Consider the following 16,979-nt stretch of genomic DNA (forward strand, 5'->3'; position numbering starts at 1 on the left):
TAGGAGTCTCCAAGACTCCTTTTTTTATGTCTGGAAAAACATAAAATCGGACTTTCCATAGGGCACGATCAGCATTTTTAAGTGGGAGTTTAGGATGTACCCTTGCTTAACGAGAGATTTTTATTATCTTTTTATTTTTGAGAAATAGGGCATTGCCTACGCAAATTTATTCAAGCTTTCGATGTAAAGTGTAGCAATGACGGCTTTATATCATTCAGCAACAGATTGATTGTATGGATCAAGAAGAACTGCATTTTCTGGATATGCGTTTTTCAACAGACTGACTTTATATTGAACTGAGATGACGCTTTGATCATGGAAATGTCCGAGGTACTTTCCTCTGTCGATAGGGAGACAGCATAAAAAAAATCCCCAGAAGGGGATTTCTCTGTGAAGCACCAATATACAGGTTGTTTTCAATGAATATTTTATAAATCTTTGAAAATTACTCCGGTTTTAGGCCTTCTGCTTTTTCCAACGATTCATCATTGTTGAAGAATTTTTCACGTTGCTCTTCTAAAAACTTCTTTGCATCCGCTTCAAATACATTTAAACGTTTTTCGTTAATCAATGTAGTTTGATGCTTTAACCATTCTTGCCAAGCTTGTTTAGACACGGTATCAAACAATTCCTGTCCTTTTGCGCCCGGGAAGGGGGCAAAGTCTAAACCTTCTAACTCTTTTTGATATTTACGGCAAAATACTTGTCGAGTCATATCAAAACTCCTTATGCATAAAGTTTTTCTAAACGTGTATGAGCGCGTTCAATCGCAGCAGCCACTTGAGCAGGTGCAGTTCCACCAATATGGTTACGGGCATTGACTGAAGCTTCCAATGTAAGGGCCTTTTCAAATACATCTGCCTGAATTAAATCGGAGAATTGCTGTAATTGTTCAAGCGTTAATTCTGAAAGGTCTTTAGATTCCTGCACACCCAATGCAACTGCTTTACCTACGATTTCATGGGCATCACGGAAAGCGACCCCATTTTTAACCAGATAATCGGCCAAATCTGTTGCGGTAGAGAAGCCACGCAGTGCTGCTTCACGCATTACATCAACATTGGGTACCAGTGCTGGGATCATATCAGCAAAAGCCATCAATGAACCACGAATGGTATCAATCGCATCAAATAAAGGTTCCTTGTCTTCTTGATTGTCTTTGTTATAGGCCAAAGGTTGACCTTTCATTAAGGTTAACAGACTCATAAGGTCGCCATAGACACGACCTGTTTTACCACGAACCAGTTCAGGAACATCTGGATTTTTCTTTTGAGGCATGATCGAAGAGCCAGTACAGAAACGATCTGGAATATTCACAAATTTAAATTGTGCAGACGTCCAAAGAATCAATTCCTCTGACATACGAGATAAATGCATCATGATCAGTGAAGCCGCTGCATTGAATTCGATGGCAAAGTCACGGTCTGAAACAGCATCTAATGAGTTTTCAGCAACTGCTTCAAATCCTAATAGTTCCGCAGTCAATGCACGGTCAATCGGGTAGGTTGTTCCTGCCAAAGCTGCTGAACCCAAAGGCATACGGTTAACACGTTTACGACAGTCAATCAGACGCTCCGAGTCACGTAGCAACATTTCAAACCATGCCATTAAATGATGACCAAAAGTCACTGGCTGTGCCGTTTGCAAATGCGTGAACCCAGGCATGATGGTTTGGGTATTGTTGCCGGCTAAACTCAGGATGCCTTTTTGTAGTTTTTCCAGTAATTTTAAAATCACATCAATTTCATCGCGCACATAGAGACGGATGTCTGTTGCAACCTGGTCATTACGGCTACGTCCGGTATGGAGTTTTTTACCTGTGATACCAATACGCTGAGTCAAGCGAGATTCGATATTCATGTGCACATCTTCAAGATCGATGCGCCATTCGAATTGACCTGCTTCAATTTCAGTTTTAATTGTGTTCAAACCATTGATAATGTCATCACGTTCTTGTTCTGTAAGTACCCCAACTTTTGCTAACATAGTTGCATGCGCAATAGAGCCTGCAATATCTTGTTTATAAAAGCGTTGGTCAAACTGGACAGAAGCAGTAAATTCAGCAACAAAAGCATCAGTAGCTTCAGAGAAACGACCGCCCCACATGCCTGAAGTTTGGGCTTGTGACGGATTAGAGGAATTAGAAGATGTGGTCATATCGGCTCAGTAGGAAAAAAAGCAGTAGAACTAAACGCAGTATAACAAATTCAACCTCACTTGCCGAAGTAAAGCACAATCATTCATCAAGAAAATCTGCATCGCATTTTCAGCCCTCGTATTTTTTAAGCAAAATGGGGCGTCGTCAGTATTTATTGGAATTATTTATTTCCAGTAATGTGTTGGCTTTTTTATTGGCGTTGGCAGAGGCACAGTCGTGGAGCAATCTGAATGTTTGGCATATTTTAGAATATATTTTATATATTAATTGGATATTATTGGCATTTGCTGCTTTTCAGGATCTATTTGCCAAAAGATTAGCGCAATATACTTATTTATCGGTGATGATTTTTAGTTTTATACTTTTGCAGATCATCGTCATGTGCACCACTGTGGTGCTGAATATTGTGTATTATTGGGCTGTGCATTTTTCTTTACAAAGTATTTCGGTAAGTGATATCAGTCATAATCTTATTTTGCATTTAAGTTATGGCGTATTACTCGGCGCATTTTGCCTGCGTTATATGTATATTCGCGAGCAAGCTGTTTTGCAGCAGCACAGTGAATTAAATGCGCGGGTTCAAGCAATGCAGGCGCGAATTCATCCTCATTTTTTATTTAATAGTTTAAACAGTGTGGTGAGTTTAATTGCAATTGATCCAGATAAAGCAGAACAAATGCTGATTGATTTGTCGAAATTGTTTAGAGCAAGCTTTCAAGAATTAAAATTGGTGACCTTAAAAGAAGAAATACAATTATCAAAACAATATATTGCAATTGAACAAATCCGTTTGGGCGAGCGTTTGAACGTTGAGTGGAATATTCCACAGCCTGGATTATTGGAATATGTGCAAATTCCATTATTAACATTACAACCCTTAATTGAAAACAGTATTTTTTATGGGGTCGAAAACCAAATGAAAGAGGCCAAGATCGGTATACTGGTTGAAATATTGCAAAATCAAGTCAATATAGTCATTACCAACCCATTTTTACAAGATAGAATAAAAGTAAGACAAGGGCATGGAATTGCTTTAGAAAATGTAAAACAGCGTTTAAAAGCACATTTTGGCGATTCTGTTTATTTTCGGAATTATGCAGGGAATGGATTATTTACTATGGTCATTCAATATCAGTATAAAAATAGATGATTGGTACATGTATTAAAAATAAATAATGTAGGTATTTGGGTAAGGAGGAGCAATGGACATCCTGATTTGTGATGATGAACCGCTTGCAGTGGAACGCTTATCACGGCTGGTGTCGCAACTTGGGCATCAGGTTATTGCCACAGCACAACATGGAAAGCAAGCGTTGGAGATGATTCAACAGTTTGAGCCTGACGTTGTGTTGCTGGATATTCAGATGCCAGAAATGGATGGCTTAAGTTGTGCGCAACATTTGGCGCATTTTAACCCGATGCCTGCAATCGTATTTTGTACAGCGTTTGACGAGCACGCTTTACAAGCGATTCAATCTCAAGCAAAAGGATATTTGTTAAAGCCAATTGCCAAGGATGAATTGGAAACAGTTTTAGGGAATGTGACTAAACTGACACAAGCTCAATTAACTCAGATAGAAAAAAAAGAACTCATGGAAGAAAAAGTGCAAAGGCAGCAGATTGCTGCAAAAACCTATCGTGGTTTGGAATTGATCCCTGTTGAAAATATTTACTATTTTTTAGCAGATCAGAAATATGTCACCGTTCGCCATAAAAATGGCAGTGTTTTGATTGATGAAACCTTAAAGGATCTGGAAACTGAATTTTCAGATCGTTTTATACGAATACATCGTAATGCACTCATTTCTTTAGATTATTTGGATGGTCTGGAAATGGTTGCTTCAGGACAGTATCAAGCGCGATGTCGTGAGTTAGAGGAACGTCTGGCCGTGAGCCGTCGTCATTTACCATTGCTTAGGGAACGCATGCAGAATTTATAGCTTTGTGTGAAAGATAAATCATTTTGATAATTTACTTGCATTTTTAAGATTGCAGGGTAAGTTTAGAGTGTTTAAAAGTTTGGCAAAACTGAAATGATGAAAACCTTGAAAATCGCAACTCGACAAAGCCCGCTTGCATTGTGGCAGGCAGAACATATTCGTGATCGTTTGGAACAATTGCATCCGCATATCAAAGTAGAGTTGGTGACTTTTGTCACTCAAGGTGACAAAATTTTAGATACACCCTTGGCTAAGATTGGCGGTAAGGGGTTATTTGTCAAAGAACTTGAAGCAGCATTGATGGATGGACGGGCAGATTTAGCCGTACATTCTATGAAAGATGTACCCATGCAGTTGCCTGAAGGTTTAGAGCTGGCGGTGATTTGTGAGCGTGAAGATCCATTTGATGCTTTTGTTTCAAATCACTATGCAAAGTTTGAAGATTTACCGCATGGCGCAAAGCTTGGGACGTCTAGTCTACGCCGTAAATGTCAAATTCTAAAACAACGCCCTGATTTGGAAGTGATTGATTTACGTGGAAATGTCGGTACACGCTTGTCTAAACTTGATGCGGGTCAGTACGATGCAATTATTCTTGCCAGTGCTGGGTTAAAACGCTTGGGACTTGCAGAGCGTATACGTCATACGCTTTCAGCAGAGCTCAGCTTACCTGCTGTGGGACAAGGTGCATTGGGCTTAGAGTGTCGCTCAAACGACCCTGAAACTTTAAATTTGATTCTGCCTTTGATGCACAATGAAACCAATGCTTGTGTACGTGCTGAACGTGCCTTCAATGCTTATCTGGAGGGGGGCTGTCAGGTACCGATTGCCGGTTTTGCAACATTGAACAATCAAATATTGTCTGTAGAGGGACGTGTTGGAAGTACCGATGGTCAGACTTTGCTATGTAGCACAGTTCACGGTACAGTCGATCAAGCAGAGCAGTTGGGCGTACAGCTCGCACAAGATTTATTACAACTGGGTGCTGGAGAGTTACTTAAAGCACTGTATCAAACACAGTAATTGGGTTGCAATGCTGTTTATCAATACACGTCCGATTGACCGAGCTGAGCCTTTAACAGCATGCTTGCGTCAATCCGGTTTTACTGTGGTTGATCTGCCTTTATTGGTGTTAAAGCCCCGTCCATATGACGATAGCTTATCTGCACTGTATGCAGAACTTTTAACAACTCAGTGTATTGTTGTGGTCAGCCCCATGGCTGTGCAGATGGGGATGCAATACCTTCAGCAGTCTGGACTGTCACTTGCGCAAATACAACATATTCAGTGGATTGCCGTAGGCAGGAAAACCGCGCAGCATTTGGCTGAGTTTGGTATTCAAAGTCATGTCCCAGAAGTAGAAAGCTCTGAAGGCATGCTGAGTTTACCGATATTTAACAGCATAGAAAATATTCAGAGAATAGCCTTTTGGCGTGGTGAAGGTGGTCGTCAGTTTATGATGCAGCAGTGCCAAGAACGTCATATTGATGTTTTAAACTTTGTTTTGTATGAGCGTCTATGTCCACCTGAAACCCATAAACGGTTTGCTGCTTTGCTTGATCAAATTGATCAGTTTGAACCACCTTATTGGATTTGCATCAGTAGTGAGGCAAGCTGGCGAAATTGGTTGGCGTTGACAAAAAAGCATCCTCATTTGGTCGATGCCTGTCATTATTTGGTTTTGGGTGAGCGTTTGTATCAATTATTAATGCGTGATAAAAATGCTGCTCAAAAATGTTTTAATATCACTGAAATTTTAACACTGGAACCAGAAGCAATTTTACACAGCATCGTGCAGTTGCAAAGGAAATTATGAAGAAGTTTATTTATATCTTATTGTTGATCGCTTTAGGATGGCTCATTAAGTTGAGTTATGACTTCTATCATGTTTCACAACAGTTGAATGAGATCCAGCAAACACTACATAAAAGTGAACAAAAAAATGCCAGTTTGAACGATCAATTGGTGGCAGTAAAAAGACAGGCGGATGAACCGAGTCAAGAAGCGAGCAAGCAAACCCCTGTATTTAAAGAACCCAGTACTGGAATCAACCCAAGTGTATTGATTAAACAACAATTAGAATTGGTTCAATTTGCGATACAACAACAGCAATTTGTCTATGCTCTGGAGCATTTAACCCAAATTAACCAATCGTTAGATCAGTATGCCGTGGCAGAAGCAGTCAAGCAAAGCCTGCATCAAACCATTGCTCAAGATATGCAGAATATCCAACAGTTTGTGATTGAAAGAAATGCGCAGCAAGATCAGTTGGATAGCTTGATTAAACAGGTTGATCAAAGTTTAAATGCAGAGTTAAAAAATAATCAACTCAAATTAAATACCAGTCAGCGTGCTCATTTTTGGGAGAAATGGTTCAAAGTTGATGTGCTTAATAGCGATGCACCAGAACTGAGCAATCGCCGCTTTATTTTAAAAGAAACCCAGTTAAGACTGCTGCTGGCACAGCAATTGCTGATTAAAGGTCAGAACGTAGAATATAAAGCCATGCTGAACCAGGCGATTCAACAGCTTGAATTGCTGCCAGATGCAGCAAGCCAAAAAATCAAACAGCAATTACTCAACATTAAGCAAAGCTCACAGGCACCAGTACCTAAACTGAATAGTTTGGCAGTGTTGGGGTTGTAAGATGAAACATATCTTTTTGATCTATGCCTTTATTAGCCTGATTATTTTTGCGATTTTAAGTGTGTTGAGTTATGCCGCAGGGGCAGGCTATGTCTATGTACTTTGGCATAATATTCAAATTCAGACTAACTTGTGGGTGTTATTGTTTCTAGGCGTTATCATCAGCTTTGTTATGCATGTGATGTGGTATGTCTTGAACCGCTATCTACGTAGAGAAAAAAGAAAATTAGAACAAGTACTCAACTTTAATGATTTGCACCCTTTTGAGCAATTGGGCGTATTATGGTTATTGGAGGGTGAAGACGAACAAGAACAAGTCATTCAAAGTATTTTTGATCAGTCTGGTTTATTAAAACCGATTATTCAATCTCGATTATTGTTTAAGCAAGGTCAGTATGCTGCAGCGTTACACGCGTTAGAAAGTAGTCCACCTTCGGCATTTGAACTGGCGGAAATTCTACGTATCGAAATTTATTTGGCACAGCATGACAGTCAGCAAGCTTTGACGCATCTCGAGTTTTTAAATGGTCATGAGTTGTCGCCATGGCTCAGCCAACTTGCAGAAAGTTATAAATTATCAGTACAAAAGTTATGGGGACAGTTCGCGATTCAGTCACCTTGGCACTATTTGCACTCAAGCCAATTTGGACAATTGGAAGTAGCGACCAAACAACAATGGTTGATTGGGCTTTTAGGTTGTTATGATCATGCCCAATTTGAAGACTTGGAATTATTACAGCATAAGTTTTTTGAAATCGCCCCTTTACTTGAACAAATGCCCTATGACACCAAAGTATTATGGTTGAAGTTAATAACCCGTCTCCCTGAGCTGGCACAGCAGCAGCAACAACTCGCCATTCAATTACTGGATGAGAAATTTGATCAGGATGTTTTCTATTTATGGTTTCAACAACAGTTGCTTCGGCAAAATCCAGATTATGAATATCTGGAACAACAGATTATTCATCTGGAAAGTAAATATATCAATATTCCTGTATTTAGTTTTGCAAAGTGGCATATATATACGGCGACCCAGCGAGAAACAGAAGCGGATCAGCTCTTGTCATTATATCCAAATGATATATTGATGAATTACTTGCGAATTAAAGCCACGTTAAATGGAAATGATGAATTAATTCAGCAATTGAATTCAATTTTTGAAAAAGACAGCAATTACATTCAGTTTAAAATTTGAGAATACATTATGAATCTATTGGCACAGTTTCCTATCGTTTATGAACAAAAGGTGGCTTGGGGGGATATGGATGCTTTTGGTCATGTGAATAATGTGCAGTATTATCGTTATATAGAAAGTGCGCGTATTGCATATTTCGATCGCTTAAATGTATTTGAACAAGATGTTTTAACTGTAGTTGCTTCAAGTCAATGTAAATATTTAAAACCAGTATTTTATCCAGATGTGCTGCATATTGGTGCAGGTATAGTGGAAATGCGAAATAGTGCGATACGCATGCATTATGTATTATTCAGTGAACAGCAACAGGAGATTGTTGCTGATGGTGAAGCGGTCATCGTATTTGTAGATAAACATTCTATGAAAAAAGCTTTAATACCTGAAAATTTAAGAAAAGTTATAATTGATCTAGAAGCAACTGTTCAAAACAATTTACTGAATTTATAAAAATGCTTCAGTTATCATCATTATATTTAAAACATGCAACAAAATTTATTTTTGTTGTATGTTTATTTCGAATGAGATAAATAAACAATTTTGGCGTGTTATAATCATTTTTTGTTGTTTTATGTATTTATTGGGGAATATATGTATTGCCAATTGATATAAATAAAAATACTATTGCTGTGAATTTATTTTAAATAGCTGTTTGCGAAGTTTAATGTGGAGCGTTAATGATGCCTGATATTAGTAATTTATCTGTGGAAGAGTTAAGAAAGTTAACAGCTGAAGCTGAAGCTTTAATTGAAAGTAAAAAAGATCAAGCGATCGAAGATGCTTATAATAAGATTGTTGAAATTGCAGAATCTGCGGGTTTAAGCTTAGAGCAGTTTATTGAGTATGGCGCTCAAAAACGTAAAAAGACAACACGTAAAGCTGTTGAGCCACGCTACCGCAATAAGAAAAATGCGGCTGAAACTTGGACAGGTCGTGGTAAGCAACCTCGCTGGTTAGTTGCTGAAATTGAAAAAGGCGCTAAATTAGAAGATTTCTTGATCTAATCTTCATCTAAATGTCATTCAATGACGATAAAATAAAAGAACCAAGCAAAACTGCTTGGTTTTTTTATACGAGTGAATTGGCGATATGAAAAAATTATGCATAATGTATAAACAAGAGGACATCATCTTGCATGGAAGAATAAATCAATGATGGTAAAGCTGGATGAATAAAAAATCAAAACAGATGACCTGGTGGATTACTGGAGTTGTTGCTTTTTTAATTTTTGTACTTTTACAAGTTCCTGCAACATGGTTAATTGCTAAATTTTATAAGAATAATCAAACCTTACAGAATGTAAGTGGTAACCTCTGGCAAGGACAAGCAGATTGGCGCAAAGGTAACTTGCGGGGTTCTGTGTCATGGCGCACTCGTCCTTGGGATTTAATCTTACTGCGTGTTGGGGCAAATGTTGAAGTTCATAGTGGGCAAACTCAACTCAAGGGAGTGGTGGGTTATGGTTTTGGTAAAAAAATCATTGTTAATCAAATGCAAGGTCAGATTGCTCCTGAAACTTTAAAAAATATCGCCAGCTGGCAATGGCCCGCAAATGCAATACAGATTTCGGACATGAGCCTTCGTTTTAAAAAGGATACTGGGTTTAGTGATGTGGATGGTCAGCTCCATTGGGCAGGCGGTGAGTTGCGTTATACCTTTGGTCAACGTCAAGATCAAATGACGATCCCCTCTTTAAATGCTCAGTTAAAAGATGAAGCAGGGAAACTGATTTTTGACATTCAGGATCAACGCAGTCAAAAAATGGCGAATATCAGTTTAGATCCAAACATGATGTTGGATGTGCAATTGACCCAAAGAATGTTGCTCAATGTTCCATCTTATGATGGAAAAGCAGGACTGGATACATATGTGATCAGTTCAAGACAACCACTGATTCAGGGTGGTTTCCAATGAATATAAAAGAACAGTTCGAAAATATTTCTTGGAAAAAAGCAGAGCATCTCGCACCTGTTACCCTGTTTATTTTAATTCTGGCATTGTGTTGGAAATTAGCCTCTATTTTTTGGTGGGTGGTTGCACCACCGCAAGTGATGCAACCTGAACAAGTGAGTTTAGGTTCACAACAAGCTCAAGTGCCTAATATTTCAAGTTTTTCGTTGTTTAATGAAGTCGGTTCGAGCGCGACAGCCGATGACAGCATTCCAATGGTATTGCAGGGCGTAGTGGTGAGCTATCCTGCACGTTTTTCCTCAGCTGTGATTAAAGTCAAGGAAACAGCCGACCGCTATGTGGTTGGAGAAACCATTGAAGGCACCAGTTATCAGTTGTCCGAAGTATACTGGGATCATATTGTTTTAAGCCAAGGCGGCAATAATAGTAAAGAGTTGCGTTTTACAGGTTTAGATAATCTATACCAGCCTTTACCAGGGCAGTCTGCAGATTCGAATATGGCATCGCCATCCAGTAATCCAGATCAAGCTGTACCACCACAACAAAATTCGAGTCAAAATGCTTTAGGGCAGGCGATTGATCGAATGAATGAAAATCGAGAACAATATCTAAAGAACATGGGGGTGAACACCAATAGCGGACAAGGCTATGAGGTGACAGAACAAACCCCCGCAGCACTTCGAAATAAATTAGGGCTTCGGTCTGGGGATCGCATTCTTTCACTCAATGGGCAGTCAGTCGGTCAAGGACAGAGTGATGTTCAACTGCTAGAACAGGCAAAGCGTGAAGGAAAAGTAAAAATTGAAATTAAGCGTGGTGATCAGGTGATGACCATTCAGCAAAGTTTGTAAGTGGCTAGGACTACAAATAAAATTAGGATAGATAATAAGTTATGGCTTTTTTGACTCACAATCGACCACTCTGGGCTATCGTTGCAGCAGCACCCATGATGGTTGCAGTTAGTACAGCAACATATGCTCAGACGTGGAAGATTAACTTACGCGATGCTGATCTCACGGCTTTTATCAATGAAGTTGCAGATATTACGGGTAAAAACTTTGCTGTTGATCCGCGCGTACGTGGCAATGTAACTGTTATTTCAAACAAACCACTCAATAAAAACGAAGTTTATGACCTATTTTTAGGCGTGCTTAATGTCAACGGTGTTGTGGCGATTCCCTCTGGTAACACGATTCGCCTAGTGCCTGACAGTAATGTCAAAAATTCAGGTGTACCTTATGATCCACGTAATCATGCACGTGGCGATCAGGTCGTGACACGGGTGATTTGGTTGGAAAATACCAATCCAAATGATCTCATCCCTGCACTTAGACCTTTAATGCCTCAATTCGCTCACTTGGCAGCAATACAAGGCACCAATGCATTGATTGTGTCAGACCGAGCTGCAAATATTTATCAACTTGAAACGATTATCCGTAATCTGGATGGTACGGGACAAAATGATATCGAGGCTGTGCCTTTACAGCAGAGTCAGGCTGAAGAAATCATCAAGCAATTGGATGCCATGAGTGCGACTGGTGCATCAAAAGATTTCGCAGGGGCACGGGTACGTATTATTGCAGATGTACGCACCAATCGTATTTTAATTAAAGGCGATACGGGTACACGTAAACGTATCCGCAATATGATTGAGATGCTGGATGTTCCATCGGCAGATCGTTTAGGCGGCTTAAAAGTATTCAAACTCAAATATGCCAGTGCAAAAAATCTCTCTGAAATTTTACAAGGCTTGGTGACTGGGCAAGCGGTCAATTCGAATTCAAATAATTCTTCGACTAACAGTAATTCTAGTAATACCAGTAATTTAAATAATAACAGCAATAGCACATCTTCAAATTCCAGCTCAGGTAGCACTATTTCAACACCTGCGATTAATTTAAACAGCAATTCAAATAACAATAATCAGAACAGTGTCACCAGTTTTAATGCCAATGGTGTCAGCATCATTGCTGATGGCGCACAAAATGCCTTGGTGGTCAAAGCTGAACCACAATTGATGCGAGAGATAGAAGCTGCAATCCAGCAACTTGATGTACGCCGTCAACAGGTATTGATTGAAGCGACCATTCTAGAGGTGTCAGGAAATGATATCGATCAATTGGGTGTGCAATGGGCTCTGGGTGATATCAGCAGCGGTGTAGGGGTGGTCAATTTCTCCAATGTCGGAACCAGTCTATCTAAATTGGCAGCAGGCTATCTATCTGGTGGTGCTGCAGGTTTGGGGAGTGCTGTAGGTTCGGGGACGTCGCTTATTTTGGGGGATTATAAAGAAGGTGCAGATGGTTCACGCAAGCTCTATGGTGCAGTGATTCAAGCCTTGAAAGAGCGGACCAAATCAAACCTACTCTCTACACCTTCAATTCTGACCATGGATAATGAAGAAGCGTATATCGTTGTTGGTGAAAATGTTCCTTTTGTAACGGGCTCGGTATCTACAGGTACGGGCGGAACGGTCAACCCGTATACTTCAATCGAACGAAAAGATGTCGGGGTGACTTTAAAAGTCATTCCACACATTGGAGAGGGTGGTTCAATTCGTTTGGAAGTTGAGCAAGAAGTTTCAGGGGTCAAATCGAATAAAGGACAAGCTCAGGATTTGGTGACCAGTAAACGTGCAATCAAAACCACGGTACTTGCTGATCATGGACAAACGGTGGTGTTGGGCGGACTGATTTCAGATGATAGCGAGCATTCACGTCAATCCGTACCGTTCCTGGGAGACATTCCTGGTTTAGGACGTTTGTTTAGAGCAGATGGTAAATCGAATATTAAACGCAATCTTTTGGTCTTTATCCATCCAACCATCGTGGGTGGAGATACAGAGATTCGCCGTCTATCACAACAACGCTATGATCAGCTTTATAGCTTACAGCTGGCGATGGATAAAGACGGTAATTTTGCCAAACTGCCTGCCAATGTTGATGATGTCTTCCAACAGCGTTTGCCTATTTCGTCGTCACCGAGTACTCAGCCTAAACTGGTTCAACCGCAGCCGACAGCACAGCCATCCAGTCAGTATCAGAAAGTACCCACAGGTGGAGCAGCGAAAAATTCCAATAAGAGCAATGTGGTCACGACACCTGTTGCAGAGGAACCCAACGATATTCTGAAGCAGTAGTGGATATTTTTAAGGACTAAAATCAAACATTCTCTTTGATTGAGTGTTTGATATTTACAGTTGATTTGTTGCAATGACTTGTTTGATTCTTAAGCTAAAGTATGGTTTTAAGTGGATTTAGAACGCTAGAAATGTCGTGTTAAGATAAATGTAAATTGGAATGAGAGAATGACGATGACTTGGAAATTACAAGCAATTTCAGGTGAGTTAGAAGGGCAGGAAGTCACGATTGATCGTGACATGCTGGTGGGTCGCCATCAAGATGCAGATCTTTTATTGCAGTCTGCGGAAATCTCACGTCGCCATGCTGCTTTTTTATTGAAAGAAGATGCGTTATGGGTACAAGATTTAAAGTCATCAAATGGAACTTTTGTTAACGATATCCGCATCGATCAAGATAAGATGTTGATGGATGGTGATATTGTTCAATTTGCTAGCATTAAATTCAATGTGCTTGCCCCTGCTAAAGTGCAGGATACGGCTCACCAATCCGAAGTTGAGACACCACCTGCTGTGGTGGTTGAGCCAGTGATTACACCAACTGCAGATACTCCAGTACAGCAACCGGTTGAGGCGGTGGCGACAGCAGAGATTAAAGAGACTGCATCTGTAGAACGTAGCGCAGCTGAGCAAATGAGTGAGCAAGGCATGCCAGAGCTTTCCGCACGAGATCGCAATGTGCAAATCACCCGTGAAGGAATGCCATCAGGTGTAGCTGTACCTAAGCCGGCTCCAATTCCTGAGGGTGTTGATATTCATACACCTGTAGTTCCAGAAGCTGATGAAGTTAAAGCGCCAGTAACGCGTGTTCAAGAAGAAGTCGAAACCCAGAAAAATGCCAAAGTTGGCCTGATGACGGTGGTGAGCTTAATCATTTTGGCAATTATTGCATGGCTGTTGTTTAAATAATCTGTGAATGCGATACACTCAAGGCATGCAATCGCATGCCTTTGTTTTATGTGAGGTCTGTATAAAGGCTGAAGTTGGATTTTATTTTTGGTGCAATAAATTTTTAAAAACTATTTTGGGTATACAGCATGAATGTGGCAAAGCTAGATCAACGAGAACTTATTTTATTTGATTTGGATGGAACATTAGTTGATTCAGCATTTGATTTATATCGTGCCATGAATCTGAGCCTGGCACGTTTAAATCTTCCTTTAGTCACCGAACAACAAGTTCGCGTCTGGATTGGCAAAGGCACATCATTATTTTGTGAAAGCACATTAAAATATTTAAAAGGTGAGGTTGATCCTGCACTGCATCAACAGCTGTTGGATACTTTCTTGGAAATCTACAATGCAGAGCCTTGTGTCGATACCAAACCATTCTCTGGTATTTTAGAGTTTTTAGATTGGGGAACGCAAAATAACAAGAAGCTGATTTGTGTGACCAATAAACCTGAGCAGCCTGCAAGAAAAATCTTAGAAGAATTGAAAATGGATCACTATTTTGTTGATGTGATTGGTGGAGATCGTTTTGAAGTCCGTAAACCGCATCCAAAACCATTGTTGTACTGTATGGAAACATATCAATCTTCAGTTGATAAAACCTTAATGATTGGTGATTCAAGTAATGATGTGGAAGCTGCGCGCCGCGCAGAGGTTGATTGTATTGTGGTCAGCTATGGCTATAATCACGGTGAGGATATTCATTTGTGTCAACCGCAGCAAGTGGTTGATGATTTGACTGAGCTTTTGGCTTAATCCCTGGATTTGAATGTCGTTTTGAATATTGTGGTGAGAAAAGGAAAGAGGAATGAATGGTAAAGGCACTTTTCGATGGCGTCACTAAGTGAACTGTATGCAAACCCACACTTAGTGATATCGAAAATAGAGAGAATTCCTCATGACAACTTTAACGCAATTTGAACAATTAAAATCAGCGGGATATAACCTGATTCCTGTTTATCGCCAACGTTTGGCAGATACGGATACCCCACTGTCGGTATTTGCACGTTTACAACAGCACCAACAGGCGTATTTATTTGAATCTGTTGAGGGGGGGGAGAACTGGGCGCGTTACTCAATTATTGGACTGGGTGAATCAACCGTATTTTCCTGTAATGCTGGACAGCTTACAGTTAAATTTCCGGATGGGCGTATTGATACGCAGACGTGTACTGACCCATTTCAATATATTCGTGATTTTCAAGCTCAGTTTAAAGTGCCCACGCAACAGGATTTACCTGCACTGCCAAATTTTACGGGTGGTTTGGTTGGGTATTTTGGTTATGACGCTGTACGTTATATTGAACCACGCTTAAACAATGTCCCTGAGGCGGACCCTGTGGGATTGCCTGATTTATGGATGATGCTGTCAAAGACTGTGGTGGTGTTTGATAACTTAAAAGATACTTTGTTCTTGATTGTGCATGCAGATGTCAACGACCCACAGGCTTATGACAAGGCGCAACAACAGCTGGATGCTTTAGAAGCGCTATTGGCAACGCCAATCAGTTTGGTTGCAAAAAAACATACTGCACCGCATTTTGAGTCTTTGACGGGGCATGATCGTTTTCTAGAGTCGATTGAAAAAGTCAAAGAGTACATTCGTGCTGGGGATGTCATGCAGGTTGTACCTGGACACCGCATGGTTTCAGATTTTGATGGTGATCCATTACAAGTCTATCGTGCGTTACGTCATTTAAATCCTTCCCCTTATCTATTTCTGGTACAAGGGCAAACGCTCGCTGACCAGAAACCATTTCATATCGTGGGTTCTTCACCAGAAATTCTTTCTCGACTTGAAAATGGTATTGCAACTGTACGACCACTTGCGGGAACGCGCCCACGTGGAAAAACCAAAGAAGAAGATTTGGCACTGGAAAAAGATCTGCTTTCGGATGAAAAAGAAATCGCAGAGCATTTAATGCTGATTGATTTGGGGCGTAATGATATTGGACGCGTCTCAAAAATCGGTAAAGTGCAAGTGACTGATCAAATGGTGATCGAACGTTACTCGCATGTCATGCATATTGTTTCCAATGTGCAAGGGGAGGTGTTGGATGATGTTGATGCTTTGGATGTTTTTAAAGCAACGTTCCCAGCGGGAACACTTTCAGGTGCTCCAAAAATTCGTGCGATGGAAATTATTGACGAAGTTGAACCCGTAAAACGTGGTATTTTTGGTGGAGCTGTGGGTTATTTAGGCTGGCATGGTGAAATGGACATGTCGATTGCGATAAGAACCTGTGTTATTCGTGAAAATAAAGTCTATGTACAGGCTGGAGCGGGGCTTGTTGTAGACTCAAATCCTGAATCAGAGTGGAATGAAACCCAAATAAAAGCTCGCGCAGTGATCAAAGCGGTTGAATTATCATCAAACGGATTGATTTTATGAGTTTTTGAGGTTTTTTTTGAAAAAAACACTTGCAAGGATTCTGAGTTTTGCTAAACTGCACACCGTTCCGATACGAAACGTACGAAACACTAAGAAACGCCGGCATAGCTCAGTTGGTAGAGCAACTGACTTGTAATCAGTAGGTCCACAGTTCGAATCCGTGTGCCGGCACCATCTTAAAGTTTTGTGTTATAATGTAGACGAACGACACTGAAAGTAAGTGTAAATGGTGAGATTCCCGAGCGGTCAAAGGGAGCAGACTGTAACTCTGCCACGAAAGTTTCGAAGGTTCGAATCCTTCTCTCACCACCATTACTTCGATAAGTGGTTAATTACCAACATTAAGCGGGAGTAGCTCAGTTGGTAGAGCGGTAGCCTTCCAAGCTACATGTCGCGAGTTCGACCCTCGTCTCCCGCTCCATCGAAGATGATTGCTCTTATAGCTCAGTGGTAGAGCACTCCCTTGGTAAGGGAGAGGTCTCGAGTTCAAATCTCGATAAGAGCTCCAGATACAATTTAGTAGATTATTCTACACCAGTTTTTAAAAAGCAGGCTTATTAGTCTGCTTTTCAAGTATTAGGTGTCTAGTTTTTTAGACGATTGTCGATGCTGAGTTGTTTAACTCGTGTTCGACATAAACGAGGAAGAGCA

Annotated in this window: 16 protein-coding genes and 4 tRNA genes; 18 read left to right on the forward strand and 2 right to left on the reverse strand. The window is 40.4% G+C overall.

Annotated features, from left to right (window positions below; translation table 11 throughout):
* Positions 1-445: 445 nt before the first annotated feature.
* Both OSH00_RS14160 and argH read right to left on the reverse strand, forming a co-directional pair.
* On the reverse strand, positions 446-715 hold the full coding sequence (locus OSH00_RS14160; RefSeq protein WP_004826212.1) for an oxidative damage protection protein: 270 nt from the start codon (positions 713-715) through the stop codon (positions 446-448).
* Positions 716-726: 11 nt separating this feature from the next.
* A complete protein-coding gene (argH, locus tag OSH00_RS14165) occupies positions 727-2,157 on the reverse strand; it encodes an argininosuccinate lyase (RefSeq protein ID WP_266130949.1) in 1,431 nt (476 codons plus the stop codon).
* A 134-nt stretch (positions 2,158-2,291) separates the two neighbouring features.
* Here argH and OSH00_RS14170 point away from each other — a divergent pair, with 134 nt between their 5' ends.
* From OSH00_RS14170 to OSH00_RS14255, 18 genes are all read left to right on the forward strand, one after another.
* Positions 2,292-3,308 (forward strand): sensor histidine kinase, encoded by a 1,017-nt coding sequence (locus tag OSH00_RS14170; protein WP_266130971.1) that lies wholly within the window; start codon positions 2,292-2,294, stop codon positions 3,306-3,308.
* Positions 3,309-3,360: 52 nt separating this feature from the next.
* Entirely contained in the window at positions 3,361-4,098 is a 738-nt protein-coding gene (locus tag OSH00_RS14175; RefSeq protein ID WP_266130950.1) for a LytR/AlgR family response regulator transcription factor, read from the forward strand.
* Between the two features lie 96 nt (positions 4,099-4,194).
* Positions 4,195-5,121 (forward strand): hydroxymethylbilane synthase, encoded by a 927-nt coding sequence (hemC, locus tag OSH00_RS14180; RefSeq protein ID WP_266130972.1) that lies wholly within the window; start codon positions 4,195-4,197, stop codon positions 5,119-5,121.
* A gap of 10 nt (positions 5,122-5,131) precedes the next feature.
* Positions 5,132-5,914 carry a uroporphyrinogen-III synthase gene (locus OSH00_RS14185; RefSeq protein ID WP_266130951.1) on the forward strand — a complete coding sequence of 261 codons (783 nt, stop codon included), beginning with the start codon at positions 5,132-5,134 and terminating at the stop codon, positions 5,912-5,914.
* A complete protein-coding gene (locus OSH00_RS14190) occupies positions 5,911-6,744 on the forward strand; it encodes a hypothetical protein (RefSeq protein ID WP_266130952.1) in 834 nt (277 codons plus the stop codon). Before OSH00_RS14185 ends, OSH00_RS14190 begins: the two co-directional genes overlap by 4 nt.
* Position 6,745: 1 nt before the next feature.
* Positions 6,746-7,939: a YfgM family protein gene (locus OSH00_RS14195; RefSeq protein WP_266130953.1), complete on the forward strand. Its 1,194-nt coding sequence runs from the start codon at positions 6,746-6,748 to the stop codon at positions 7,937-7,939.
* 9 nt (positions 7,940-7,948) lie between these two features.
* Positions 7,949-8,386: an acyl-CoA thioesterase gene (locus tag OSH00_RS14200; RefSeq protein WP_266130954.1), complete on the forward strand. Its 438-nt coding sequence runs from the start codon at positions 7,949-7,951 to the stop codon at positions 8,384-8,386.
* A 227-nt stretch (positions 8,387-8,613) separates the two neighbouring features.
* Positions 8,614-8,940 (forward strand): H-NS histone family protein, encoded by a 327-nt coding sequence (locus OSH00_RS14205; RefSeq protein WP_196076310.1) that lies wholly within the window; start codon positions 8,614-8,616, stop codon positions 8,938-8,940.
* A gap of 163 nt (positions 8,941-9,103) precedes the next feature.
* Positions 9,104-9,850 carry a type II secretion system protein N gene (gene gspN / locus OSH00_RS14210; RefSeq protein ID WP_266130955.1) on the forward strand — a complete coding sequence of 249 codons (747 nt, stop codon included), beginning with the start codon at positions 9,104-9,106 and terminating at the stop codon, positions 9,848-9,850.
* Positions 9,847-10,698: a type II secretion system protein N gene (locus OSH00_RS14215; RefSeq protein ID WP_266130956.1), complete on the forward strand. Its 852-nt coding sequence runs from the start codon at positions 9,847-9,849 to the stop codon at positions 10,696-10,698. The genes gspN and OSH00_RS14215 overlap by 4 nt, the downstream gene beginning before the upstream one ends.
* Before the next feature lie 41 nt (positions 10,699-10,739).
* On the forward strand, positions 10,740-12,986 hold the full coding sequence (gspD, locus tag OSH00_RS14220; RefSeq protein WP_266130957.1) for a type II secretion system secretin GspD: 2,247 nt from the start codon (positions 10,740-10,742) through the stop codon (positions 12,984-12,986).
* Positions 12,987-13,160: 174 nt separating this feature from the next.
* The gene (locus OSH00_RS14225; protein WP_266130958.1) at positions 13,161-13,895 is read left to right on the forward strand and encodes an FHA domain-containing protein; all 735 of its coding nucleotides are present in this window, start codon (positions 13,161-13,163) and stop codon (positions 13,893-13,895) included.
* Between the two features lie 128 nt (positions 13,896-14,023).
* A complete protein-coding gene (locus OSH00_RS14230) occupies positions 14,024-14,692 on the forward strand; it encodes an HAD-IA family hydrolase (protein WP_266130959.1) in 669 nt (222 codons plus the stop codon).
* A 142-nt stretch (positions 14,693-14,834) separates the two neighbouring features.
* Complete coding sequence (gene trpE / locus OSH00_RS14235; protein ID WP_266130960.1) at positions 14,835-16,328, forward strand: anthranilate synthase component I; 1,494 nt, start codon at positions 14,835-14,837, stop codon at positions 16,326-16,328.
* Between the two features lie 98 nt (positions 16,329-16,426).
* A tRNA-Thr gene (locus OSH00_RS14240) sits at positions 16,427-16,502 on the forward strand.
* Between the two features lie 54 nt (positions 16,503-16,556).
* Positions 16,557-16,640: transfer RNA gene (locus OSH00_RS14245), tRNA-Tyr, on the forward strand.
* A 33-nt stretch (positions 16,641-16,673) separates the two neighbouring features.
* Positions 16,674-16,749 (forward strand) — tRNA-Gly (locus OSH00_RS14250).
* Between the two features lie 12 nt (positions 16,750-16,761).
* A tRNA-Thr gene (locus tag OSH00_RS14255) sits at positions 16,762-16,836 on the forward strand.
* Positions 16,837-16,979: the final 143 nt, after the last annotated feature.

The sequence above is a fragment of the Acinetobacter nematophilus genome (assembly GCF_026344175.1).
In the GTDB taxonomy this organism is placed as follows: Bacteria; Pseudomonadota; Gammaproteobacteria; order Pseudomonadales; family Moraxellaceae; genus Acinetobacter; species Acinetobacter nematophilus.